Genomic DNA, 24,640 nt, shown 5'->3' with positions numbered 1-24,640 from the left:
TCGCGCGACCCGCATAATTAGTTAATTTCGATACGACGCGGTTTTTTCTCTTCCGGAATCACACGTTCCAGTTCGATAAACAGCAGGCCGTTGACCAGGTTTGCACCTTTCACATGAATGTTCTCAGCTAACTGGAACTTGCGTTCAAAGTTGCGCTCAGCGATGCCCTGGTAAAGGTAGGTACGTTCTTTCTGCTCGGCCGTATGGGAACCTTTCACCACCAGCAGGTTGTCCTGCGCGGTGATCTCCAGTTCATTTTCTGCAAAACCGGCGACGGCAATGGCGATGCGGTAGTGGTTTTCGTCAACCAGCTCAACATTGTATGGAGGGTAGCCGTTGCTCTGGCTTTGGTTATTTTCTAAATGGTTAAACAGGCGGTCAAAACCAATTGCAGAACGGTACAGCGGAGAAAGATCGAAGTTACGCATAAATAAAACTCCTGAAATCAGCGAGAAAAGTAAGCCTTCCACCATGGACAGGCCTTTACGCCCCCGAACACCCATCAGGCGAGTTCGTTATCGGGTCGTATTCTTAAAATGGGTCTGCAACCGGGCTTTTCAAGCATGACAACTGCACTTTTTTTTGCACTTTCCTGCATCTCGCATAGACTGGGACAACAGCACAAAGGGTTAAATTGCGATGGCTGCCACAGTGCGGGGTTATCGGGCTATCCATTTTGGATAAGGCTCGCTATAACCCTGAGTTGCAGGTCTATGCAGTGCCATTAACGATGACTGAGTGATGATGAAAAATGTTCTGATAAAGCTGACGACGTTCAGCGGGGTAGTTTTACTTTGCGGGTGTTCGAGCGTGATGTCTCACACCGGCGGTAAAGAAGGAACATATCCGGGGACGCGCGCCAGCGCGGCGATGATCTCCGATGACGATACAAACTGGGGCACCAAATCCCTGGTTATCCTGGATATGCCGTTTACGGCTGTGGCGGACACGCTTCTGCTGCCGTGGGATTTATTCCGTAAGGACGACTCCGTGCGCTCACGGGTAGAGAAAAGCGAGCAGGAAAATCTGGCGACAAACGCCGTCATTCCGCCCGCAGAGATGCCGCCGCGCTAGTTCTGCGCGGTTTCCGCTAACCAGAGCTGACGGAAACCGTCCGTCTCTTCCATCCACGCAATAAAGCGCCCGTCCGGGGAAAATACGACGGCATCCGCAGACGGCGGATTGCCGTGATCGGACGTCAAAAACGTCACTTGTCCGGTCTGCGCGTCACAGCAGGCGATCCGGTTTTCGTGCACAAACCCAAGCCGATCACCCGCCGGATGCCAGTTAAACGCAGACTGAATATCGCTCCCGTTACGCGTCAGCTGGCGCGGCTCGCCGCCATCAGGTGAGATCAGCCACAGCTGCACAATGCCGTTATCGTCGCGCATCAGAAACGCGATCTGTGTCCCCTCCGGGTTGCTGCGAACCCAGTGACGCGGCACGTTCACCAGGCCCGGATAGGCCCTTTGATGCGTAAAGGTCAAACGACGCTGCTTCACCCCAGCAGGCGGGGCTGGCAGGGTCTCTGCGGTGCCCTGAAGCGGCGCATCGCCCGCCCGTTTCCAGCTCTGTTCATCTTCTGGCAGGTTAACAATAAACAGTTCAGGCACTTTCTCGCCCGTTGCAGACAGGGTATCGCCGATAAACGCCAGTCTGTCGTTGCCCACCCAGCCCTCTTCGTAGGCGCGGTTAATTTCGTCGCTGCCCGGCTGCGGGTTGGGCGTCGTGCGGCTGACCAGCACGCTCCAGTAAGTCCCCGGGTATTCACGAGGATGGTTTCCCGGCGGATTCACCGGGCCATAAGGCGCCGCCACGCCGACGTTGCGTAAATCAAGCTTCGCATCGCGCACGTGCAGCACGTGGTCGTTATAGGTAAAGCTGACAAGCTGGCCGTTCGGGCTGAAGACATGGACGTGGCTGCCGCCGCGCAGCGCGCCCGGGGTGAACGGTGAAGTGATATCCATTGCGTCCAGGTTGCTCACCTGCCCGTGATGCGCAATTACCCCCTGGCGATGATGAAAATCATAGTGCCAGTCCGCATCCGGGTTTTTCGGGCCGTGGATAAAGACGTATTTCTCCTGCGCGGAATGAACGGTCACCACGCCAACGTGCGCGCCGTCAGTGGCGCGATAAATCACCTCGACCTCGCCCGTAACAACATTAACCCGCTCGATGGTTTCACCGGTGAACGATGCACCTGACGGGCGCACGTCATAGACCAGCCACTGGCTGTCCGGCGTCCAGGTATTGATGTTCGTAAGCTGGTGGTTGCGGGAAGCGAAGGTGATTTGTTTCATGAGGATACCCTGATGCGCAGTTATCGCATCAGGGTATCGCAAGCGGGTGTTTAGTTCAGCACAAACTTCTCAATGGCGTAAGCCACGCCGTCTTCGAGGTTGGATTTGGTGACAAAATTAGCCACTTCTTTCACCGACGGAATAGCGTTATCCATCGCCACGCCCATGCCCGCGAATTCAATCATCGCGATGTCGTTTTCCTGATCGCCCAGCGCCATGATTTCGTCTGGTTTGATGCCCAGCGCGTCGGCCAGCGATTTCACGCCGGTGCCTTTATTGACGCGTTTATCGAGGATTTCAAGGAAGTACGGCGCACTTTTCAGCACGGTGTATTTCTCTTTCACTTCGGCCGGAATGCGCGCAATCGCTTTATCCAGGATCTCCGGCTCGTCGATCATCATCACTTTCAGGAACTGGGTGGCCGGATCCATCTTCTCGGCTTCACAGAACACCAGCGGAATGGTCGCCACGTAGGATTCATGTACCGTGTAGTAGCTGATATCACGGTTGGCGGTGTAAAGCGTATTGCGATCGAGAGCGTGGAAGTGGGAACCCACCTCACGGGACAGTTTTTCCAGGAACCGGTAGTCATCGTAGCTTAGCGCGGTTTGCGCAACCGTACTGCCATCTGCGGCTTTCTGCACCAGCGCGCCGTTATAGGTGATGCAGTAGTCGCCGGGCTGATTCATGTGCAGCTCTTTCAGGTAGCTGTGCACGCCCGCATACGGACGCCCCGTGGTGAGGACCACATTCACGCCCTTTGCGCGTGCCGCGGCGATCGCGTTCTTAACGGCTGGAGAGATAGTGTGGTCTGGCAGCAACAGCGTGCCGTCCATATCGATTGCAATAAGTTTGATAGCCATGAGTTCCCCGGGATAAATGAGTGCTGCCTCATGCTAACGCGATTAAGCACACAAAAATAGAGCTACCTTGCGCAACAAAAGCCCCCTTTTACGCCTATCCCGGGGAACAAAGACTTACTCGCGGGTGAGAACGATTTTACCAAACGCACCGCGATCCAGATGCTCAAGAGCCTGTTTAAGCTCGTTAAAACGGTAGCGATGCTCAATCACGGGTTTCAACCCGGTGACATCAACAGCGCGGACGAAATCCTCCAGCGCCCGGCGGTGCCCCACGCCGATCCCCTGAATGACGGGAGATTTCAGCAACAGTTCGCCAGCAGAGAGCGAAATGTCAGACCCGGCCAGCACGCCAATGACCGAGATACGTCCATGAACGGCAACGGCGCGCAGGGAGTGCTTCAGGTTCTCGCCCCCCACGGTTTCGATAATATGGTCGATACCGCGATCCTGCGTCAGCGCCAGCGCCTCTTCAGCCCAGTCGCCTTTCAGGCGGTTGATGCCCTGGCTGGCCCCCAGCTTTTTGGCCAGCGCCAGCTTTTCATCGCTCCCGGACGTAACAATGACCTCTGCGCCGTGCGCTTTTGCGATTTGCAGGGCGAAAATCGCCACGCCGCCCGTTCCCTGTACCAGCACCGATTGCCCGGCGCGCAGCTGACCGCGTTCCACCAGTGCGAACCAGGCGGTAAGCCCCGCGCAGGGTAAGGTGCTGGCCTCTGCGTCATCCAGGCTTTCCGGCGATGCCGCCAGCGCGTCTTCCTTCACAATCACGTACTCGGCCAGCATTCCCTGGAAATAGCCGCCGGACGTTTTATAGGGCAAATTGCGCGCGTCCGCCTGCGGCTTACCGTCGATCCACTCCGGAAAGAAGGTTGAGATGACGCGGGCACCGGGCTGGAAACGCGTGACGCCTTCACCAACGCTGTCGACGACGCCCGCCATGTCAGACGCCGGGGTAAACGGGAAGGAAAGCGGAATCGGCATCGTGCCTTCTATCACCATTTTGTCGCGATAGTTGAGCGCGACGGCATTCACCCTTACGCGCACTTCACCCGGGCCTGGCTGGGGAATGGGCTCCTGAATAAGCGTAAGGCTCTCGCGCCCGAGGGCGCTCATCGTCCAGCGTTGCATTGTCTCTGTCATTTTTTTCTCCGGCCATCAAGTAAGCTTTAGTACTGACAGTCTACCGTTGACGCATGGTCGCCAGTGGCGATAAGTTTTCTCTATATTGATGCCAAAAAAGATACAATTCATGACCGACACGCTGAAGGATATCCCTGTTTTTGTGGCTGCCGTAGAGGCGGGTAGTTTCGCTCAGGCCGCCATTCGTCTGCATTTGTCACGCTCGGCGGTAGGAAAAAGCATCGCTCGTCTCGAGGAGCGACTGGGGGTACGGCTGTTTCAGCGCACCACCCGCAGCCAGAGCCTGACCGATAACGGCGCCCTTTTTTATGAACGGTGCCTGCGTGCGCTGGAGGAAATTCGGGGCGCAGAGTCGCTGCTTGAAACGGGGAAACAGCAGGTCAGCGGCCGCCTGCGCGTTGCCATGCCGGTACTGTTTGGCCGCCAGTGCGTCGCGCCGCTGTTGATTGAACTGGCGCAGGAACATCCCGGGCTTGAGCTTGAGATGTCGTTCAGCGACCGCGTGGTGGATCTGGTGGAGGAAGGGTTTGATATGGCGGTGCGTAACGGCACGCTGCAGGACAGCAGCATGCTGGTCGCCAGAAAGCTGGGGGAACACCGCATGGTGCTGTGCGCTGCGCCGGATTATCTGCAGAACAAAGGCCAGCCGCAAAGCGTGGCTGACTTACCCCATCATACGGTCATTAACTATCTGCGCGCAGGCAGAGTGTTACCCTGGCAACTGATGGATAACGAAGGGACCTCGCACACCTTTACTCCCCGTTCATCGCTCAATATGGATGATTTGCAGGCCATCTGCGACGCGGCGCTGGCCGGACACGGGATTGCCTGGCTCCCCTGCTGGATGGCCATTAAAGAAATTCATCAGGGAAAGCTCGTCCCGCTCCTGAAACAGGCGCCCGATGTCCATTTTGACGTTCATGCCGTCTGGCTGCAGACGCCGCACCTGCCGCTGAGAGTGAGGATTGCCGTCGATACGCTCGCCAGTCGCTTACCGTCAGTGCTGTCGCAGGATATGCCCTCGCCCATAAAAAAGCCGCGCTAAACGCGCGGCCAGTTATCGTGCGGTATCACGTCGATTAAATATCGATATTTGCCGCTTTCAGGGCGTTCTCTTCGATGAAGGCACGACGTGGTTCAACCGCATCGCCCATCAGGGTCGTGAACAGCTGGTCTGCAGCAATCGCGTCCTTAACGGTCACGCGCAGCATGCGACGGCTTTCCGGATCCATGGTGGTTTCCCACAGCTGCTCCGGGTTCATTTCGCCCAGACCTTTATAGCGCTGGATCGCGAGGCCGCGACGGGACTCTTTCACCAGCCAGTCCAGCGCCTGCTCGAAGCTGGCTACCGGCTGACGACGTTCGCCACGTTCGATGAACGCATCGTCTTCGATCAGGCCGCGCAGCTTCTCGCCGAGCGTGCAGATACGACGGTATTCCGGACCGGTGACAAACTCGTGCTCCAGCGGGTAGTCGGTGTCGACGCCGTGGGTACGCACGCGAACGATCGGCTCGAACTGACCGTCAGCGTTCTGCTGAACATCGCATTTCCACTGGCTGCCGTGCTGCTCTTTTTCGTTCAGATCGGTCACCAGAGCGTTCACCCAGCGGGTGACGGTCTGCTCGCTGCTCAGATCGGCTTCGGTCAGGGTTGGCTGATAAACCAGCTCCTTCAGCAGCGTTTTCGGATAACGACGTTCCATACGCGTAATCATTTTCTGCGTAGCGTTGAACTCGGACACCAGACGCTCCAGCGGCTCACCGGCCAGTGCAGGGGCGTGCGAGTTCGCGTGCAGGGTCGCACCATCAAGCGCGATTGCGATTTGGTACTGATCCATCGCTTCGTCGTCTTTGATGTACTGTTCCTGCTTGCCTTTCTTCACTTTGTACAGCGGCGGCTGGGCAATGTAGACGTGGCCACGCTCAACGATTTCAGGCATCTGACGATAGAAGAAGGTCAACAGCAGCGTACGGATGTGCGAGCCGTCGACGTCCGCATCGGTCATGATGATGATGCTGTGGTAGCGCAGTTTGTCCGGGTTGTACTCGTCACGGCCAATGCCGCAGCCCAGCGCGGTGATGAGCGTCGCCACTTCCTGAGAAGAGAGCATCTTGTCGAAACGGGCTTTCTCAACGTTGAGGATTTTACCCTTCAGCGGCAGAATCGCCTGGTTCTTACGGTTACGGCCCTGCTTCGCAGAACCGCCCGCGGAGTCCCCTTCCACGAGGTACAGTTCGGAGAGCGCCGGATCGCGTTCCTGGCAGTCAGCCAGCTTGCCCGGCAGGCCGGCTAAGTCCAGCGCGCCTTTACGACGGGTCATTTCACGGGCTTTACGCGCCGCTTCACGGGCACGCGCCGCATCAATAATTTTGCCCACCACGATTTTCGCGTCGGACGGGTTTTCCAGCAGGTATTCGCTCAGCAGTTCGTTCATCTGCTGCTCAACCGCCGATTTCACCTCAGAAGAGACCAGCTTGTCTTTGGTCTGTGAGGAGAACTTCGGATCCGGCACCTTCACGGAAACCACGGCAATCAGGCCTTCACGGGCATCGTCACCGGTGGCGCTGACTTTCGCTTTCTTGCTGTAGCCTTCTTTGTCCATGTAGGCGTTCAGGGTACGGGTCATCGCCGCACGGAAGCCTGCAAGGTGGGTACCACCGTCACGCTGTGGAATGTTGTTGGTAAAGCAGTAGATGTTTTCCTGGAAACCGTCGTTCCACTGCAGCGCCACTTCCACGCCGATGCCGTCTTTTTCGGTGGAGAAATAGAAGATATTCGGGTGAATAGGCGTTTTGTTCTTGTTCAGATACTCAACAAACGCCTTGATACCGCCTTCGTAGTGGAAGTGGTCTTCTTTGTTGTCGCGTTTGTCGCGCAGGCGAATCGAGACGCCGGAGTTCAGGAACGACAGTTCACGCAGGCGTTTCGCCAGGATGTCGTACTCGAACTCGGTGACGTTGGTGAAGGTTTCGAGGCTCGGCCAGAAACGCACCATGGTACCGGTTTTGTCGGTTTCGCCGGTAACGGCCAGCGGTGCCTGCGGCACGCCGTGCGTGTAAAGCTGACGGTGAATTTTGCCTTCGCGCTGGATAACCAGCTCCAGCTTCTGCGACAGGGCGTTTACTACCGAAACACCTACGCCGTGCAGGCCGCCGGAAACTTTATAGGAGTTATCGTCGAACTTACCGCCTGCGTGCAGGACGGTCATGATCACTTCCGCCGCGGAGACGCCCTCTTCCGGGTGAATACCGGTTGGGATGCCACGGCCGTCATCGGTGACGGAGACGGAGTTATCCGCATGGATGGTGACCACGATGTCTTTACAGTGACCCGCGAGCGCTTCGTCGATAGCGTTATCTACCACCTCGAATACCATGTGGTGCAGACCGGTGCCGTCATCCGTGTCGCCGATATACATACCCGGGCGCTTACGCACCGCATCCAGCCCTTTCAGGACTTTGATACTGGAGGAGTCATAAGAATTCGACATCAACGTTTCTCGCTCATTTCAACTTGGGTTAATCCGTTATTTTACCCTTTTCCACGGTAAACATCTTCGAATTTTCGTCCGACATGTCCATAACGTGTTCAGCGCTAATGGCGCTGACGAAAACCTGCGACTGCGTGGCTTTTAAGCGGCTGGCAAGCAGCCCGCGCCGCGCGTCGTCAAGTTCCGAGGCAAAATCATCTATCAGGTACAGGCAGCGTCGCCCGCTCTCGCGGGTGAGGAACTCCCCCTGCGCCAGGCGCAACGCACACATCAGGAGCTTGAGCTGCCCGCGCGACAGCGTGTCTTCCACCGGCGCACCGTCGGCACGAATGCGGAAATCCGCCTTGTGCGGGCCGTGCGCGGTGTAGGTCAACATGCGGTCGCGCTCGAAGCTTCTCTCTAACACCTCGGCATAGTCCGTCTCTTTCTCCCAGCCGCGCTGGAAGGAGAAGGTGAGAGAGAACTCGGGTAAAAACTGTTTGCAGGTGTCGGCCATGTCTTCGGCAATACCTGCGCTGTATTCGGCACGCCAGTTGCTGATTTGTTCCGCAAGAGGGATTAACTCCATGTCCCACGGACGCAGCTGGGCGTAGCGCGTCACCTGGCGCAACGCGGCGTTACGCTGCTTGAGCAGACGCTTCAGGTTGCTCCAGGCGTTAAAGAATCCGGCTTCGTTGTGAAAGCATCCCCAGTCGAGGAACGCTCTTCTGTATTTGGGGCCGCCGTTGAGTAAAGTAAACCCCTCGGGCGTGATCAGCTGCATCGGCATCAGCAGTGCCAGCTCGGCCACCTTGTGGCCGTCGGTACCGTCGATGCGCACCTTGCTGTCGCCCTGCTTGTCTTTGGTCAGGCCGATGGCGGTCTCCCGCTCCTCGCCCTGCAAACGCCCGTGCAGAACAAAAGATTCCTGCTCGTGGCGAATCACGCGACCAATCTGCAAACTGCGAAACGCCCGACCGTGGCCGAGCGTATAGATGGCTTCCAGCACGCTGGTTTTGCCGCTGCCGTTCGCGCCAACCAGGAAATTAAAGCCAGGGGATAAAGCGAGATCCGCGCTTTCGATGTTGCGAAAGTCGCGGATCAACAGACGGGTGAGCGACATTACAGTCTCATTGGCATGACAACATAGGCAGCCGACTGTGATGCGGCATCTTCAATCTGTACGCTCGAAACGGAGTCGGTCAGCAGGATGCGCACGTTCTCACATTTCAGCGCGTTCAGCACATCCAGCACGTAGCTAACGTTGAAGCCGATTTCCATCTCAGCCCCGGCGTAGGTGACGTCCAGAATCTCTTCTGCCTCTTCCTGCTCCGGGTTGTTGGCTGTGATTTTGATCTGGTTTTCACTCACGTACAGGCGCACGCCGCGGAATTTCTCGTTAGAGAGAATAGCCGCACGCGCAAACGCCTGCTTGAGACTATCGCAACCGGCTTCCAGCGTTTTGTCCGGGTTCTTCGGCAATACGCGGCGATAATCCGGGAAACGGCCGTCAACCAGCTTCGATGTGAAGACAAAGTCGCCCACGTGAGCGCGGATGTTATTGCTGCCGATCTGCACGCGCAGCGGCGTGTCGCCACCGTCGAGCATACGCATCAGCTCAATCACCCCTTTACGCGGCACGATCACCGAATGGTTTGGCAGCGAGTCGCCAATCGGCATGGAACAGACCGCCAGACGGTGGCCGTCGGTCGCCACGGTACGCAGCTCTTCACCTTCGGTTTCGAACAGCATGCCGTTTAAGTAGTAACGCACGTCCTGATGCGCCATGGAGAACTGGGTGGCTTCAATCAGACGCTTCATCGTCGCCTGCGGCAGGGTGAATTCCACTTCGCTCTGCCAGTCGTCCAGGTTCGGGAAGTCCGCTGCAGGCAGCGTGGAGAGCGAGAAACGGCTGCGGCCAGAGCGCACCAGCATACGGTCGCCTTCCAGCTGCACGGCGATTTCAGCGCCTTCCGGCAGCCCGCGGCAGATATCAAAGAATTTACGTGCCGGAACCGTGGTCGCGCCCGCGTCGTGCGGCTGCGTCAGCGTAACGCGCGCGATCATTTCCATTTCCAGATCTGTACCGGTCAGCGACAGCGTACCGTCCGCGACCTGAAGCAGCAGGTTTCCGAGAATAGGCAGCGTTGGGCGGCCGCCTAATGGGCCACTCACCTGTTGCAGCGGTTTTAATAAATGTTCACGTTCAACGGTAAATTTCATAGCGTCACGATGATAATGTTCTGATTAGATTGGAAAAATCTTCTTTTATGTCGTGGCTTTCTTCGCGTAACTGCTCAATCTTGCGACAGGCGTGCAGCACGGTCGTATGGTCACGGCCACCAAACGCATCGCCGATTTCCGGCAGACTGTGGTTGGTTAACTCCTTTGCCAGCGCCATCGCCATCTGACGCGGGCGCGCCACCGAGCGGGAACGACGTTTAGACAGTAAATCTGCCACTTTGATCTTGTAGTACTCAGCCACCGTCTTTTGAATATTGTCGATAGTGACCAGTTTTTCCTGCAATGCCAGCAAATCACGCAGCGCTTCACGCACAAAATCGATGGTGATCGCACGACCGGTAAAGTTGGCATTGGCGATAACGCGGTTCAGTGCCCCTTCGAGCTCACGCACGTTGGAGCGCAGACGCTTGGCAATGAAGAACGCCACTTCACCCGGCAGGCGAATGTCGTTTTCATCGGCTTTCTTCATCAGGATCGCGACGCGGGTTTCCAGCTCCGGTGGCTCGATCGCCACGGTCAGGCCCCAGCCGAAGCGGGATTTCAGACGATCTTCAACGCCGTTGATCTCTTTTGGATAACGATCCGAGGTCAAAATGATCTGCTGATTGCCTTCCAGCAGGGCATTGAAGGTGTGGAAAAATTCTTCCTGCGATCGTTCTTTATTGGCAAAGAACTGAATGTCATCGATCAGCAGCGCGTCAACGGAACGGTAGTAGCGTTTAAACTCTTCGATCGCATTGTTTTGCAGGGCTTTTACCATGTCCTGAACGAAGCGTTCGGAGTGCATATACACCACTTTGGCATTGGGCTTGCGCGCCATAATGCCATTGCCCACCGCGTGCAGCAGGTGCGTTTTACCGAGACCCGTGCCGCCATACAGGAACAGCGGGTTGTAGGCCCCACCGGGGTTATCAGCAACCTGGCGAGCCGCCGCGCGCGCCAGCTGGTTCGACTTACCTTCAACGAAGTTATCGAACGTGTGTTTGACGTTTACGTTAGAGCGGTAGGTTGGCTCAGCCGGTGCAGGAACGTTATCCCAACCCTGACGAGCAGGAGCAACGCGAGGAGCCGGCGCGGGTGCGGCCTGAGCAGGCGCAGCCACATTCACGGTTTCACGTACGGTTTGGGTGACCGGCTTTGTGCCCACTTCAAAGCGCAGCTGTGGGGCATCTGACCCGCAGAAATCGTTCAGCAGTCCATTGATGTTATTAAGGTACTTGTCCCTTACCCAATCGAGCACAAAACGGTTTGGCGCGTACAAAGCCAGCGTGTTATCGCTCAGTTCCGCCTGCAACGGGCGGATCCACATACTGAATTCTGTGGCTGGTAACTCATCCTGCAATCGGGCAAGACACTGCTGCCAAAGCGAAAGTGACACGGCGGACTCCACTCGAACAATAAAAGATAACTATTGAATATTCATGATTGTTGGCGCACATCGGCATGACCCTGTGTAAAGGGGGACGTGCGAATTGCTATCTGCAATTTATCCTGACCAGGATCCTGGGATCCCGATCGGGACCGCGGATCATAGCCTAAACTGAGCCAGAGATCTTCTGTTTCTCACAGATTCTTCCCGATTTATCCACAGGAAGATCAGAAACCGGTTAAGTGTAAACGATCCTGGCGCGAGTGCCCCACGATTTAGCCCGCATATTGGAAAAATTAATGAGCACAGCCAATTTATTGCTTAAATGATCTAACGAAGATCCGGGACGATCCTTGCGCTTTATCGGTGAGCCCGTATAATCCTCGACCCGGCGCGTGATGCTCATCTTCCTGCGTCGTCCGTTGCTCATTTTCCACGCGAAAACGTGCGGAAATACGCGGGAAATAAGGAAAGAGAATTGACTCCGGAGTGTACAATTATTACAATCCGGCCTCTTTAATCACCCACGCTGAGGCGTTAGTCGTTCGAAACTCGTTCGGGTATACGCAAAAGTCAGTGAATTTATTCAAGTTTAGGTAGAAATCGCCATGAAACGCACTTTTCAACCGTCTGTACTGAAGCGCAACCGTTCTCACGGCTTCCGTGCTCGTATGGCTACTAAAAATGGTCGTCAGGTTCTGGCACGTCGTCGTGCTAAAGGCCGCGCTCGTCTGACCGTTTCCAAGTAATAAAGCTAACCCCTGAGTGGTTAAGCTAGCATTTCCCAGGGAGTTACGTTTGTTAACTCCCGCTCATTTCACTTTCGTCTTCCAGCAGCCACAACGGGCTGGCACGCCGCAAATCACCATCCTCGGCCGCCAAAATTCGCTGGGGCATCCCCGCATCGGTCTCACAGTCGCCAAGAAAAATGTTAAGCGTGCGCATGAACGCAATCGGATTAAACGTCTGACGCGTGAAAGCTTCCGTTTACGTCAGCACGAACTGCCTTCAATGGATTTCGTGGTGGTGGCGAAGAAAGGGGTTGCCGACCTCGATAACCGTGCTCTCTCGGAAGCGTTGGAAAAATTATGGCGCCGCCACTGTCGCCTGGCTCCCGGGTCCTGATAGCCCTCATTCGGGTCTATCAACGCCTGATTAGTCCGCTACTCGGGCCGCACTGCCGTTTCACACCAACATGCTCAAGCTACGGAATTGAGGCATTGCGCAGGTTTGGAGTGATAAAAGGCAGTTGGTTGACGGTGAAACGCGTATTAAAATGCCACCCTTTACACCCCGGTGGAGACGACCCCGTCCCCCCAGGACCCTTTGATACCAGAGAACACTAACGATGGATTCGCAACGCAATCTTCTTATCATCGCTTTGTTGTTCGTGTCTTTCATGATCTGGCAGGCATGGGAGCAGGATAAAAATCCTCAACCCCAGCAGCAGACCACGCAGACTACGACCACCGCAGCGGGTAGCGCCGCCGACCAGGGCGTACCGGCCAGTGGCCAGGGGAAACAGATTACGGTTAAGACCGATGTGCTTGAGCTGACAATCAACACCCGTGGTGGTGATGTTGAGCAGGCGCTGCTGTTGACCTACCCGAAAGAGCTGAAGTCTAACGAACCGTTCCAGTTACTGGAAACCACGCCTGAGTTTATCTACCAGGCGCAGAGCGGCCTGACCGGTCGTGATGGCCCGGATAACCCGGCTAACGGTGCGCGTCCACTGTATAACGTCGAGAACGACACCTTTGTGCTGGCTGATGGCCAGAACGAACTCGTTATCCCGATGACCTATACCGACGCCGCAGGCAACACCTTCACCAAAACCTTCACCCTGAAGCGCGGTGAGTATGCGGTGAACGTGGGCTACAGCGTACAGAACGCCAGCGCGAAACCGCTGGAGCTGTCGACCTTTGGCCAGCTGAAGCAGTCCATCAATCTGCCGTCTCACCGTGACACCGGAAGCAGCAACTTTGCGCTGCACACCTTCCGTGGCGCGGCGTACTCCACGCCTGACGCGAAGTACGAGAAATACAAATTCGACACCATTGCCGATAACGAAAACCTGAACGTCAGCGCTAAAGGCGGTTGGGTGGCGATGCTGCAGCAGTATTTCGCGACGGCGTGGGTGCCAAATAACGACGGTACCAACAACTTCTATACCGCGAACCTGGGTAACGGCCTTGCAGCCATCGGCTACAAATCTCAGCCGGTTCTGGTACAGCCGGGTCAAACCGGTAAGCTCGCCAGCACCCTGTGGGTTGGCCCGGAAATTCAGGACAAAATGGCCGCTGTTGCGCCGCACCTGGATCTGACCGTGGATTACGGTTGGTTGTGGTTCATCTCTCAGCCGCTGTTTAAGCTGCTGAAGTTCATCCACAGCTTCCTGGGTAACTGGGGCTTCTCCATCATCGTTATCACCTTCATCGTTCGTGGCATCATGTACCCGCTGACTAAAGCGCAGTACACCTCCATGGCGAAGATGCGCATGCTGCAGCCGAAGATTCAGGCAATGCGTGAGCGTCTGGGCGATGACAAACAGCGTCAGAGCCAGGAGATGATGGCCCTGTATAAAGCAGAGAAAGTGAACCCACTGGGTGGTTGCTTCCCGCTGCTGATTCAGATGCCAATCTTCCTTGCGCTGTACTACATGCTGATGGGTTCCGTTGAGCTGCGCCACGCGCCGTTCGCACTGTGGATCCATGACCTGTCCGCACAGGACCCGTACTACATCCTGCCGATCCTGATGGGCGTGACGATGTTCTTCATCCAGAAGATGTCGCCGACCACCGTGACCGACCCGATGCAGCAGAAGATCATGACCTTTATGCCGGTCATCTTCACCGTGTTCTTCCTGTGGTTCCCGTCAGGTCTGGTGCTGTACTATATCGTCAGCAACCTGGTGACCATCATCCAGCAGCAGCTGATTTACCGTGGTCTGGAAAAACGTGGCCTGCATAGCCGCGAAAAGAAAAAGTCCTGATCCGATAAGTTAACGCTAAAATAAGGGCGGTCGATTGACCGCCTTTTTTATTTGTATTGAACGAGAGCAACCATGAGCCATAACGACACTATCGTCGCCCAGGCAACCCCACCGGGACGCGGTGGTGTTGGCATTCTGCGTATCTCCGGCCTGAAGGCGCGCGAGGTGGCCGAAGCGGTGCTGGGTAAACTGCCAAAGCCGCGCTACGCTGATTACCTGCCGTTTAAAGATGCCGACGGCACCCCGCTGGACCAGGGCATTGCGCTGTGGTTCCCCGGCCCGAACTCCTTTACCGGTGAAGACGTGCTGGAGCTGCAGGGCCACGGCGGCCCGGTTATCCTCGACCTGCTGTTAAAACGGATCCTGACCCTGCCGGGCCTGCGCATTGCGAAGCCGGGCGAGTTCTCCGAACGTGCCTTCCTCAACGACAAGCTCGACCTGGCACAGGCGGAGGCCATTGCAGACCTGATCGACGCCAGTTCTGAACAGGCGGCCCGCTCTGCTCTGAACTCGCTGCAGGGGGCATTCTCCGCGCGTGTGAATCACCTCGTGGAAGCACTTACTCACCTTAGGATCTACGTGGAAGCGGCTATCGACTTCCCGGACGAGGAGATCGACTTCCTCTCTGACGGCAAAATCGAAGCCCAGCTCAACCAGGTGATGGCCGATCTCGACGCCGTTCGTGCAGAAGCGCGCCAGGGCAGCCTGCTGCGTGAAGGGATGAAGGTGGTGATTGCCGGACGCCCTAACGCCGGGAAATCGAGCCTGCTGAACGCCCTGGCGGGCCGTGAAGCGGCAATCGTAACCGACATTGCCGGCACCACTCGCGACGTGCTGCGCGAGCACATCCACATCGACGGCATGCCGTTGCACATCATCGATACCGCCGGTCTGCGCGATGCCAGCGACGAAGTTGAGCGCATCGGTATCGAACGCGCCTGGCAGGAGATCGAGCAGGCCGACCGCGTGCTGTTTATGGTGGACGGCACCACGACCGACGCCGTTGACCCGGCAGAGATCTGGCCGGACTTTATTGCCCGTCTGCCGGCAAAACTGCCGATCACCGTGGTGCGTAACAAAGCGGACGTGACCGGCGAAACGCTCGGTATCAGCGATGTGAATGGTCACTCACTGATTCGCCTGTCGGCGCGGACCGGCGAGGGCGTGGACGACCTGCGCAACCATCTCAAGCAGAGCATGGGTTTTGACACCAGCATGGAAGGCGGCTTCCTGGCGCGTCGCCGTCACCTTCAGGCGCTGGAAGAGGCGGCGAACCATCTCGTTCAGGGTAAAGCGCAGCTGATCGGAGTGTGGGCAGGTGAACTGCTGGCGGAAGAGCTGCGTCTGGCGCAGCAGAATCTGAGCGAGATCACCGGGGAGTTTACGTCGGACGATCTGCTGGGACGGATCTTCTCGAGCTTCTGTATTGGTAAGTAATTCCCGCTAATCCATGGTGATTTCCTCCTGGGAAATCACCATTGTCCAAATGGCAACTCGCCTAATCCCTTTTCACCCCCTATCCTGCATGCCTGCATCTATGGGGGGTTTATGGCGCGTTTTCTGTTTTGTAGTTTCGCATTAGTTCTGCTTTATCCGTCCGGTATTGATATGTATCTGGTGGGATTACCGCATATCGCCCGCGATCTGGGCGCCAGCGAAGCGCAGCTGCATATTGCGTTTTCGGCCTACCTCGCGGGGATGGCGTCGTCGATGGTCTTTGCCGGGAAGATCGCGGATAAAGCAGGCCGTCAGCCTGTCGCAATCGCCGGTGCCATCGTTTTTGCCCTGGCATCCCTTCTCTGCTCACAGGCGCAAAACAGCACCGTGTTCCTGACCGGGCGCTTTATCCAGGGCATCGGTGCGGGCGGTTGCTACGTGGTGGCGTTTGCCATTTTGCGCGACACCTTAAGCGCCCAGCGTCGCGCCAAAGTGCTGTCGATGCTGAACGGCATTACCTGCATCATCCCGGTGCTGGCCCCGGTCGTGGGCTATCTGATCATGCTGAAGTTCCCGTGGCAGAGCCTGTTCTGGACCATGGCGGCGATGGGCGCGCTGGTGTTTGTCCTGTCGATTGCCGTGCTGAAAGAGACCCACCCGGGCTCGCAGAATACCGGCCATACCGCGACCATTCATCCAGCAGAGAAGCTTCTCAACCGCTTTTTCCTCAGCCGTCTGGCCGTGACCACGCTAAGCGTGGCGGTGATCCTGACCTATGTAAACGTTTCCCCGGTGTTGCTGATGGAGACCATGGGCTTCGATCGCGGTGAGTATTCCACGGTGATGGCATTAACCGCGATGGTCAGTATGGCTGTGTCGTTCTCCACCCCGTTTGCGCTGAATATCTTCCGCCAGCGCACGCTGATGCTGACCTCACAGGTTTTATTCCTTGCCGCAGGCGCGATCCTGGCGACCACCAGCTCACATGCGGTGATGCTGGTGGGCATTACGCTCATTTGCGCCGGGTTCTCGGTTGGCTTTGGCGTGGCGATGAGCCAGGCGCTTGGTCCCTTCTCGCTGCGGGCAGGCGTGGCGAGTTCGGTGCTGGGGATCGCGCAGGTCTGCGGCTCGTCGCTGTGGATTTGGCTGGCGGCAGTCATCGGGCTTAACGCGCTGAATATGCTGATCGGGGTTCTGATTGGCTGTAGCATAGTCTGCATTACCTTACTTATGGTCATCCAGCCCGCGGCGCACTATGAAGAAGCCCATCAGCAGTCTCGATCTTAACCTGTTGCTGTGCCTGCAGCTTTTGCTGCAGGAGCGCAGCGTTACCAAAGCGGCGAAGCGGATGAACGTGACGCCGTCGGCGGTGAGTAAATCGCTGGCCAAGCTGCGCGACTGGTTCGATGACCCGCTGTTTGTCAAAACGCCGCTAGGGCTACTGCCGACGCCGCTGACGGTAAGCCTGGAGCAGGATCTGGCTGACTGGATGCAAATCGGCAACCAGATCCTCGATAAATTCCATCATGATTCTCCGGGCGGGCTGACGTTCGTGCTGGCCGCGGAAACGCCGCTGATGCTGATCCGCTTCAATACCCTGCTGGAGCAGGTGAACCAGCGCTATCCGCAGGCGACGGTGAAAATGCGCCAGTGGGATTACGACTCGCTGGACGCGATTACGCGTGGCGAGGTGGATTTGGGCTTCACCGGGCGTGAAACGCATCCGCGATCCCGCGAGCTGCTTAAGCTGATGCCGTGGTTTATCGACTACGAAATCCTGTTCAGCGACCGCCCCTGCGTCTATCTGCGCGAGGATCATCCGGCGCTTCAGCAAGAGTGGAATCTGGAGACCTTCCTGCGCTATCCCCACATCAGCATCTTCTGGGAACGCAGCGATACCTGGGCGCTTGATGAGGTGTTAAAGGAGATGGGACGCGATCGCACTATCGCCATGAGCCTGCCGGGCTTCGAACAGGCGATGTTTATGGCGGCGCAGCCCGGCCATCACTATATCGCCACCGCCCCGCACTACTGTCACCACTACAATGAACTCCACCAGCGTAAGCTGATCGCGCTTCCGATCCCCATTGATGAGGAGCAGGCGGATAAATTGACCGTGCCCTTCACGCTGATCTGGCATAAACGGAACAGCCATAATCCCAAAATTCTCTGGCTGCGGGAGACCATCAAGGCGCTGTACGGTGCGAGCGATCCAATTTTTGCCTAAGAAAATGTAAAGTTCGGTCCTAAGGCTTCTCTTACTTCCATTTACTGATTAAAACAGGAGGCAAGTTAAGCGATAATCATGTAACCGTTTAACCGATTACGACCATTATCAAGGAGCGAAAAATGGCTACGCACTTTGCAAGAGGGATACTGACAGAAGGACGTCTCGTATCGGCAAGAATTTCTTCAGCCTGTCACCGTGAAGCACTCACGCTTCCGGAGCATCGCAGGTCGCGGTTTTTAGCGTCCCGAGCGCTTCTCGCGGAACTGATGTTTATGCTGTACGGCACCAGCGAGCTGCCGGACATCATTACCCAGCCAGAAGGCCGCCCGGTCTTTGCGGACCCGGATCTCCCTCGTTTTTCCATTGCCTACACGGGCAATATCATTGGGGTCGCGCTGACCACCGAAGGGGACTGTGGCCTCGATATGGAGCTTCAGCGCGCGACGCGCAGCTTCCACGGTGGTAACGCGCATGAAGACTATCCGCTCTCCAGCAATGAGAAGCTGTGGGTACGCAACCAGAACGATCCTGTTGAAGCCAGAGCCCAGCTCATTACCCTGCGCCAGAGCATTCGCAAGCTCTGCGGATGCGCCTCAGACGACGCCAGCCTGCTGCAGCTGTTGCCTGGCTCCGGACGTCTGCGCGCCACCCAGGCCACGCTGGTAGAAGCGCTCTGCGACGCGGAGGATGTGCTCATCTGGTCCATCGCGGTGACCCCCGCCATCGAACGCATGAAAATCTGGGAATTTGACAGTCAACAGGGATGGCGTAGCCTTCCTGATGTGCCCGAGCGCGCCAACGAGCCCGCTGCACGTCTGATGCGATTAACCAGTTTACCGGCAGAAAAAGCATTCACCCTTAGCTGATCCAATCAGGGTCATCATGATGAAACAGGAGTAATCATGTCTGATACGTTGAAAGTTGTTACGTTACTGGGAAGCCTGCGCAAAGGTTCATTTAACGGGATGGTAGCCCGCACGCTGCCACAGCTGGCACCTGCAGGTATGGAAATTAGCGCCCTGCCGTCTATTGGCGATATTCCGCTTTATGATGCCGACGTACAGCAGGAAGAAGGGTTCCCGCAGAGCGTTGAGGCGCTGGCAGAGCAGATTCGCCAGGCTGACGGCGTGGTCATCGTCACGCCAGAGTACAACTACTCTGTACCCGGTGGTCTGAAGAATGCCATCGACTGGCTGTCCCGTTTACCTGAGCAGCCGCTGTCAGGCAAACCGGTGCTGATCCAGACCAGCTCCATGGGCGCGATTGGCGGCGCGCGCTGCCAGTATCACCTGCGTCAGATCCTGGTCTTCCTCGATGCGATGGTGATGAACAAGCCGGAATTTATGGGCGGAGTGATTCAGAACAAGGTCGACCCGCAAACGGGTGAGGTGGTGGATCAGAGCACGCGCGACCATCTGTCTGGCCAGCTGACGGCGTTCGGGGATTATATTAAGCGGGTTAAAGCCTGATAAAAAAGCCCGGTGGCGCTAGCGCTTACCGGGCCTACACTCGTCAGTAGGTCAGGTAAGCGAAGCGCCACCTGACACCACAAACCGCACCTTAGTGCGCGTCAATAAACACAATCTTCAGTACAAACAGCAGCGCCACAACGATGACGCACGGGCTGAGGTCGCGGAAGCGGCCGGTACCGATCTTCATTACGCAGTAAGAGATAAAGCCCAGCGCGATACCTTCGGTAATCGAGAAGCTGAACGGCATCATCACGGCGGTAATAAACGCCGGCACCGCTTCGGTTAAATCATCCCACTTCACGCGAGACAGGCTGGAGGTCATCAGCACACCCACGTAGATCAGCGCACCCGCTGCAGCGTACGGAGGCACCATGCCCGCCAGCGGAGAGAGGAAGATCACCAGCAGAAACAGAATACCCACGACAACCGCCGTCAGGCCGGTACGGCCACCCACAGAAACCCCGGAAGAGGATTCGATGTAAGCGGTCACAGACGAGGTCCCGATAAATGAGCCGGTCACAGAGGAGATACTGTCCACAAACAGCGCCTGCTTCATGCGCGGGAATTTGCCTTTCTCATCTGCCAGACCCGCTTTGTCGGTCACGCCGATCAGCGTACCGGAGGAGTCGAACAGGTTCACCAGCATGAAGGAGAAAATCACGCCCGCCAGGCCCAGGTTCAGGGAACCCGCCAGATCAACATGACCAACAACGGTAGAGACGCTCGGTGGCGCGGAAACGATGCCGTTATAGTGAACGTCGCCCAGCATCCAGCCCAGCAGCGTGGTCACCACGATGGAGACCAGCACCGCCGCATGAATATTGCGGGAAGCCAGGATAGCGATGATAAAGAAGCCCAGCACGCCCAGCAGCACGTTATGCGAGGTCAGGTGGCCGATGCTCACCAGCGTATCCGGGTTCGCCACGATCACGCCGGCGTTTTTCAGCCCCATCATCCCGATAAACAGACCGATACCGCTGGTGATGCCCACGCGCAGGCTCACGGGAATGTTCGCAATCATCCAGTAACGCACGCGGAAAATGGTCAGCAGCAGCAGGCCAATCGCACCCCAGAAGATGGCGCCCATACCCACCTGCCACGGCAGCCCCATCGCCTGAACCACCACGAAGGCAAAGAACGCATTCAGACCCATCGCCGGGGCCAGCGCGACCGGCAGGTTAGCGAATACACCCATCAGAATGCTGCCGAGGGCCGCGATCAGACATGTAGTCACGAAGACGGCGCTGGTATCCATGCCAGCAACGCCCAGAATTTGAGGGTTAACAAAAACGATATAGACCATCGTCAGGAAGGTGGTGAAACCGGCGATCACTTCGGTGCGTGCCGTCGTGCCGTGCTCGCGCAGTTTAAACACGCGCTCAAGCAGACCCTGACCAGATGTCTGGGTAGTGTGTTGTTGACTCATCATCAATTTCCGAACAAGGAGGGAAAATTCGTCGCTATCCTATACCAAAATGCGACAATAGTGGCGGTTACGTGATACTTTTTTCATTGAATTTGCTTATACGGCAACGATTGCGTTCCGGTGAACTGCCGTACGTAAACGTTAAACTGGTTAAAAGGGAAAGGCATGTCCGGAATTGAAGCGGTATTTTTCGACTGCGACGGTACGCTGGTCGACAGTGAGGTCATTTGTTCCCGCGCGTATGTGGCCATGTTCCAGGAATTTGGCATTACGCTGGAACTCGACGAGGTGTTTAAACGCTTTAAGGGCGTGAAGCTCTACGAGATCATCGACATCATTAACGAAGAACACGGCGTCGTTCTGGATAAAGCGGCTCTGGAACCGGTGTACCGCGCCGAGGTTGCGCGCCTTTTCGATTCGGAGCTGGAGGTGATTCCGGGCGCAAACGCGCTGCTGGATGCCATGACGGTGCCGATCTGCGTGGTCTCCAACGGGCCGGTCAGCAAAATGCAGCACTCGCTCGGCAAGCTTGAGATGCTGCACCACTTCCCGGAAAAACTGTTCAGCGGCTACGATATCCAGCGCTGGAAGCCGGACCCGGCACTGATGTTCCATGCGGCAAAGGCGATGAACGTTAACGTAGAGCACTGCATTCTGGTGGATGACTCGTCTGCGGGCGCGCAGTCGGGGATTGATGCGGGGATGGAGGTGTTTTACTTCTGCGCCGACCCGCACAACAAGCCGATCGTTCATCCAAAAGTCACGACCTTCACCGATCTGGCGCAGCTACCCGCGCTGTGGAAGGCCCGCGGGTGGAATATTACGCGTTAAGCAGACCCTCCCGGCAGGGAGGGCGACAGGTTTATCTGAAGAGCTTTTGAACAAACTCAGCATAGGCCGGACGCCAGACGTCCATTTCGTGGTTCAGACCGGGGTACATTTTATAGTCGAATTTGATGCCCTGCTTTTCCAGCTCCGCTTTCAGACCGGCGATATCTTTGCCGGTCACCGAATCGCGCTCTCCCACAACGACGGTGAAGTTATGCAGCTGCCGGTTAATGGCCTCAGGCTGCTTAAAGCGTGCGGCCACGCCTTCGTCAGGCACGGTTGTTGTGGTAACGCCGCTGAACGTTCCCAGCCAGCCGAAGCTGTCCAGATGGTTCATACCGGATACGAGCGCCTGATAACCGCCCTGTGACAATCCCGCCAGCGCCCGGCCGGCCGCATCTTTACGCACGTTGAAGCGGGTATCCACCAGCGGAATAATCTCGCTCATCAGTTCACGGTCTGCGGCTTTCGCATTGAGCGGATAGAAAGACTTCCGTCGTTCTGCCGGTGGGAAGTTCTCGGGGATGGCCTCAGTGCTCTCCGTCTCGGTGTCGGGTACCACCACCAGCATCGGTTTGATTTTCCCTTCGGCCATCAGGTTATCCATGATTTGCGGCAGACGGCCCTGGTCGATTGCCGAAAGCCCGGTATCCCCAAAACCATGGTAGAAGTAGAGCACCGGTAAGGGTTCCCCTGTGCCGTTGTAGCCAGGGGGAGTCCATACATAGATGCGGCGCTCTGACTTGAGCGACGGCGAGTGCCAGGTCAAGGTCGTCAGATCGCCATGCGGTACAGGACGATCGTCGAGAATACTGCCCGGAACCAGAATCAGGCTGGTGTTCACCTGCCGCTGGGGTTTTTGATAGCGGCTTCCCGTGTCGACTGAACGGAAACCATCGATGTCGAAATAATATTCGTAGAGATTCGGGGCCATCGGCTCGCTTTTGCATGACCAGACGCCATTTTTCTCTTTCGTCATATCATGGGAAACCTGGCTTTCAGGCATTGACCCCGTCACCACGGAGACTCGCGTTGCGCCGGGTGCAAACAGGCGAAACGTAATGCTTTTATCCGCATTAACCTGGGTCACATAGTGGCTGACCGGGGTAGTCTGGTCAGGTGTGACCGGCAACGGTGCGGCAATCACGTCTGTTCCAGTACCGATCACGATGCTGATGGCCATCGCCAGGCACGCTAATGAATTTTTCATATACCATCCTTTGCTGTTTTTTCGTCTCACGTTAGCGCGTTTCGAACGCCAGGCAACGGATGAAGGGGAAAATTGTGATTACACTAGAAATAACAACGCCGGTGAGTACCGGCGTTGTTATCAGATGACAGGATTACTCTTTCGGATCTTTACCCGCCAGCAGCTTGTCCAGCTCGTCGCCGCCCACGTGACGGAAGTCCTGACCCTTCACGAAGTAGAAAATGTATTCGCAAATGTTCTGGCAGCGGTCACCGATACGCTCGATGGAGCGCGCGCAGAACAGGGCCGTCAGCACGCTCGGGATCGTGCGGGAATCTTCCATCATGTAGGTCATCAGCTGGCGCACGATGCCTTCATACTCCTGATCGACCTTCTTGTCTTCACGGTAGATACGCACCGCTTCGTCCAGATCCATCCGCGCAAAGGCATCCAGCACGTCGTGCAGCATCTGCACGGTGTGGCGGCCCAGCGACTCCAGGCTGACCAGCAGCGGCTGATGCTGCTGAGAGAACTTCTCCAGCGCGGTGCGGCAGATTTTATCGGCGACGTCACCAATACGTTCCAGCTCGGCGATGGTTTTGATGATCGCCATCACCAGACGCAGGTCGCTCGCCGTCGGCTGACGTTTCGCGATAATGCGCACGCAGGCTTCGTCGATAGCCACTTCCATCATGTTGACGTTTTTATCGCCTTCAATGACGCGCTTCGCCAGCTCGCTGTCCTGGTTGTGCATCGCCGTAATCGCATCAGAAAGCTGCTGCTCGACCATGCCGCCCATGGTCATCACCTGGGTGCGAATGCTTTCCAGCTCTGCGTTGAACTGGCCGGAAATGTGTTTATTAAGATTGAGGTTGTCCATGGTTTCTCCACATGCACTAAGGCAAATCAACCGTAGCGGCCAGTAATATAATCTTCGGTTTGTTTCTTCGCGGGCTTAGTGAACAGATCGTCCGTGTTACTGAACTCAATCAATTCACCCAGGTACATAAACGCCGTGTGATCGGAGCAACGCGCAGCCTGCTGCATGTTGTGGGTCACGATAACCACGGTGTAATCCTGCTTCAGCTCGGTGATCAGTTCTTCAATACGACCGGTTGAAATCGGGTCCAGCGCTGAACACGGCTCATCCAGCAGCAACACTTCCGGGCGGATCGCAATACCGCGCGCAATGCACAGACGCTGCTGCTGACCACCGGAGAGAGAGTACCCGCTCTGGTGCAACTTATCTTTGGTTTCGTTCCATAATGCGGCCTTGGTCAAAGCCCACTGCACGCGCTCGTCCATATCGGCACGGGAGAGCTTTTCAAACAGGCGAACGCCAAAGGCGATGTTGTCATAAATGGACATCGGGAACGGCGTGGGTTTCTGGAACACCATCCCCACTTTCGCGCGCAGCAGGGCAATATCCTGAGCCTGGGTCAGAATGTTTTCACCGTCGAGGATGATTTCCCCTTCAGCACGCTGCTCCGGATAGAGCGAATACATTTTGTTAAAGGTACGCAGCAGCGTGGATTTCCCACAGCCGGACGGACCGATAAATGCCGTGACCTGGTTCTTCGCGATATCCAGGTTGATGTTCTTCAGGGCATGGAATTTGCCGTAGTAGAAGTTCAAATCACGAACCTGAATCTTACCCGGGGCAGTATCAACCATACTCAT

24 protein-coding genes and 1 other annotated feature are annotated in these 24,640 nt (G+C 56.6%); of the genes, 12 read left to right on the top strand and 12 right to left on the bottom strand.

The annotated features are described in order from the left end of the window. Positions 1-17: 17 nt before the first annotated feature. Positions 18-428, bottom strand: coding sequence for a small heat shock chaperone IbpA (gene ibpA, locus L362_RS04520; RefSeq protein WP_008500162.1), 411 nt, complete (start codon positions 426-428; stop codon positions 18-20). Then, positions 422-493 (bottom strand) — a sequence feature (ROSE (Repression Of Heat Shock gene Expression) occurs in the 5'-region of heat shock genes and acts as an RNA thermometer to modulate expression.). Its footprint overlaps the gene before it by 7 nt. Before the next feature lie 248 nt (positions 494-741). Here ibpA and L362_RS04525 point away from each other — a divergent pair. After that, complete coding sequence (locus L362_RS04525) at positions 742-1,074, top strand: YceK/YidQ family lipoprotein (protein ID WP_021242679.1); 333 nt, start codon at positions 742-744, stop codon at positions 1,072-1,074. Here the strand turns inward: L362_RS04525 and L362_RS04530 are convergent. The 3 genes from L362_RS04530 to L362_RS04540 form a co-directional block, all read right to left on the bottom strand. Further along, a complete protein-coding gene (locus L362_RS04530) occupies positions 1,071-2,300 on the bottom strand; it encodes a DUF3748 domain-containing protein (RefSeq protein ID WP_023345152.1) in 1,230 nt (409 codons plus the stop codon). The genes L362_RS04525 and L362_RS04530 overlap by 4 nt on opposite strands. 50 nt (positions 2,301-2,350) lie before the next feature. Beyond that, positions 2,351-3,163 carry a sugar-phosphatase gene (gene yidA, locus L362_RS04535; protein ID WP_008500165.1) on the bottom strand — a complete coding sequence of 271 codons (813 nt, stop codon included), beginning with the start codon at positions 3,161-3,163 and terminating at the stop codon, positions 2,351-2,353. Positions 3,164-3,277: 114 nt separating this feature from the next. Continuing rightward, the gene (locus L362_RS04540; protein WP_023345151.1) at positions 3,278-4,303 is read right to left on the bottom strand and encodes a zinc-dependent alcohol dehydrogenase family protein; all 1,026 of its coding nucleotides are present in this window, start codon (positions 4,301-4,303) and stop codon (positions 3,278-3,280) included. A gap of 109 nt (positions 4,304-4,412) precedes the next feature. Between L362_RS04540 and L362_RS04545 the strand changes: the two genes are divergently transcribed. Next, positions 4,413-5,348, top strand: a complete 936-nt coding sequence (locus tag L362_RS04545) for a LysR family transcriptional regulator (RefSeq protein ID WP_023345150.1) — start codon at positions 4,413-4,415, stop codon at positions 5,346-5,348. A gap of 34 nt (positions 5,349-5,382) precedes the next feature. Here L362_RS04545 and gyrB read toward each other — a convergent pair whose 3' ends face one another. The 4 genes from gyrB to dnaA are packed head-to-tail and all read right to left on the bottom strand — an operon-like array spanning position 5,383 to position 11,395. Continuing rightward, complete coding sequence (gyrB, locus tag L362_RS04550; RefSeq protein WP_008500168.1) at positions 5,383-7,794, bottom strand: DNA topoisomerase (ATP-hydrolyzing) subunit B; 2,412 nt, start codon at positions 7,792-7,794, stop codon at positions 5,383-5,385. A gap of 28 nt (positions 7,795-7,822) precedes the next feature. Next, a complete protein-coding gene (recF, locus tag L362_RS04555; protein WP_008500169.1) occupies positions 7,823-8,896 on the bottom strand; it encodes a DNA replication/repair protein RecF in 1,074 nt (357 codons plus the stop codon). Further along, positions 8,896-9,996 (bottom strand): DNA polymerase III subunit beta, encoded by a 1,101-nt coding sequence (gene dnaN, locus L362_RS04560; protein WP_008500170.1) that lies wholly within the window; start codon positions 9,994-9,996, stop codon positions 8,896-8,898. The genes recF and dnaN overlap by 1 nt, the downstream gene beginning before the upstream one ends. A gap of 4 nt (positions 9,997-10,000) precedes the next feature. After that, complete coding sequence (gene dnaA / locus L362_RS04565) at positions 10,001-11,395, bottom strand: chromosomal replication initiator protein DnaA (RefSeq protein WP_010426558.1); 1,395 nt, start codon at positions 11,393-11,395, stop codon at positions 10,001-10,003. A gap of 599 nt (positions 11,396-11,994) precedes the next feature. On the opposite strand from dnaA, the gene rpmH reads away from it, so the two are divergent. The 9 genes from rpmH to L362_RS04600 all read left to right on the top strand — a co-directional run bounded on the left by rpmH (position 11,995) and on the right by L362_RS04600 (position 19,514). Further along, a complete protein-coding gene (rpmH, locus tag L362_RS0123190; RefSeq protein WP_000831330.1) occupies positions 11,995-12,135 on the top strand; it encodes a 50S ribosomal protein L34 in 141 nt (46 codons plus the stop codon). Between the two features lie 16 nt (positions 12,136-12,151). Then, positions 12,152-12,511 carry a ribonuclease P protein component gene (gene rnpA / locus L362_RS04570; protein ID WP_021242673.1) on the top strand — a complete coding sequence of 120 codons (360 nt, stop codon included), beginning with the start codon at positions 12,152-12,154 and terminating at the stop codon, positions 12,509-12,511. Continuing rightward, positions 12,475-12,732, top strand: coding sequence for a membrane protein insertion efficiency factor YidD (gene yidD, locus L362_RS24160; RefSeq protein ID WP_001307474.1), 258 nt, complete (start codon positions 12,475-12,477; stop codon positions 12,730-12,732). The genes rnpA and yidD overlap by 37 nt, the downstream gene beginning before the upstream one ends. Positions 12,733-12,734: 2 nt before the next feature. Further along, a complete protein-coding gene (gene yidC / locus L362_RS04575) occupies positions 12,735-14,378 on the top strand; it encodes a membrane protein insertase YidC (protein ID WP_008500173.1) in 1,644 nt (547 codons plus the stop codon). Between the two features lie 72 nt (positions 14,379-14,450). Next, positions 14,451-15,815, top strand: coding sequence for a tRNA uridine-5-carboxymethylaminomethyl(34) synthesis GTPase MnmE (gene mnmE, locus L362_RS04580; RefSeq protein ID WP_023345149.1), 1,365 nt, complete (start codon positions 14,451-14,453; stop codon positions 15,813-15,815). Between the two features lie 111 nt (positions 15,816-15,926). Beyond that, positions 15,927-17,102 (top strand): MFS transporter, encoded by a 1,176-nt coding sequence (locus tag L362_RS04585; RefSeq protein ID WP_023345148.1) that lies wholly within the window; start codon positions 15,927-15,929, stop codon positions 17,100-17,102. Beyond that, complete coding sequence (gene yidZ / locus L362_RS04590; RefSeq protein ID WP_008500176.1) at positions 17,071-18,042, top strand: HTH-type transcriptional regulator YidZ; 972 nt, start codon at positions 17,071-17,073, stop codon at positions 18,040-18,042. Before L362_RS04585 ends, yidZ begins: the two co-directional genes overlap by 32 nt. Positions 18,043-18,164: 122 nt before the next feature. Continuing rightward, the gene (locus L362_RS04595) at positions 18,165-18,911 is read left to right on the top strand and encodes a 4'-phosphopantetheinyl transferase family protein (RefSeq protein WP_023293689.1); all 747 of its coding nucleotides are present in this window, start codon (positions 18,165-18,167) and stop codon (positions 18,909-18,911) included. A 36-nt stretch (positions 18,912-18,947) separates the two neighbouring features. Further along, positions 18,948-19,514: an NADPH-dependent FMN reductase gene (locus L362_RS04600; protein ID WP_014833835.1), complete on the top strand. Its 567-nt coding sequence runs from the start codon at positions 18,948-18,950 to the stop codon at positions 19,512-19,514. A 91-nt stretch (positions 19,515-19,605) separates the two neighbouring features. Here the strand turns inward: L362_RS04600 and adeP are convergent, their stop codons facing one another. After that, complete coding sequence (gene adeP, locus L362_RS04605; protein WP_139152656.1) at positions 19,606-20,943, bottom strand: adenine permease AdeP; 1,338 nt, start codon at positions 20,941-20,943, stop codon at positions 19,606-19,608. 165 nt (positions 20,944-21,108) lie between these two features. Here adeP and yieH point away from each other — a divergent pair, with 165 nt between their 5' ends. Then, a complete protein-coding gene (gene yieH / locus L362_RS04610) occupies positions 21,109-21,774 on the top strand; it encodes a 6-phosphogluconate phosphatase (protein ID WP_008500180.1) in 666 nt (221 codons plus the stop codon). A 31-nt stretch (positions 21,775-21,805) separates the two neighbouring features. Here the strand turns inward: yieH and L362_RS04615 are convergent, their stop codons facing one another. The 3 genes from L362_RS04615 to pstB form a co-directional block, all read right to left on the bottom strand. Continuing rightward, positions 21,806-22,954: an esterase gene (locus L362_RS04615; protein ID WP_155249614.1), complete on the bottom strand. Its 1,149-nt coding sequence runs from the start codon at positions 22,952-22,954 to the stop codon at positions 21,806-21,808. A 160-nt stretch (positions 22,955-23,114) separates the two neighbouring features. Continuing rightward, positions 23,115-23,840 (bottom strand): phosphate signaling complex protein PhoU, encoded by a 726-nt coding sequence (phoU, locus tag L362_RS04620; RefSeq protein WP_008500182.1) that lies wholly within the window; start codon positions 23,838-23,840, stop codon positions 23,115-23,117. Between the two features lie 26 nt (positions 23,841-23,866). Then, positions 23,867-24,640, bottom strand: a complete 774-nt coding sequence (pstB, locus tag L362_RS04625; protein ID WP_008500183.1) for a phosphate ABC transporter ATP-binding protein PstB — start codon at positions 24,638-24,640, stop codon at positions 23,867-23,869.

Origin of the sequence: Enterobacter sp. MGH 16, from assembly GCF_000493175.1 — a bacterium.
Taxonomy (GTDB): domain Bacteria; phylum Pseudomonadota; class Gammaproteobacteria; order Enterobacterales; family Enterobacteriaceae; genus Enterobacter; species Enterobacter roggenkampii.
The sequence above is the reverse complement of the archived record's forward strand: the minus strand, read 5'-3'. Positions and strand labels throughout refer to the sequence as shown.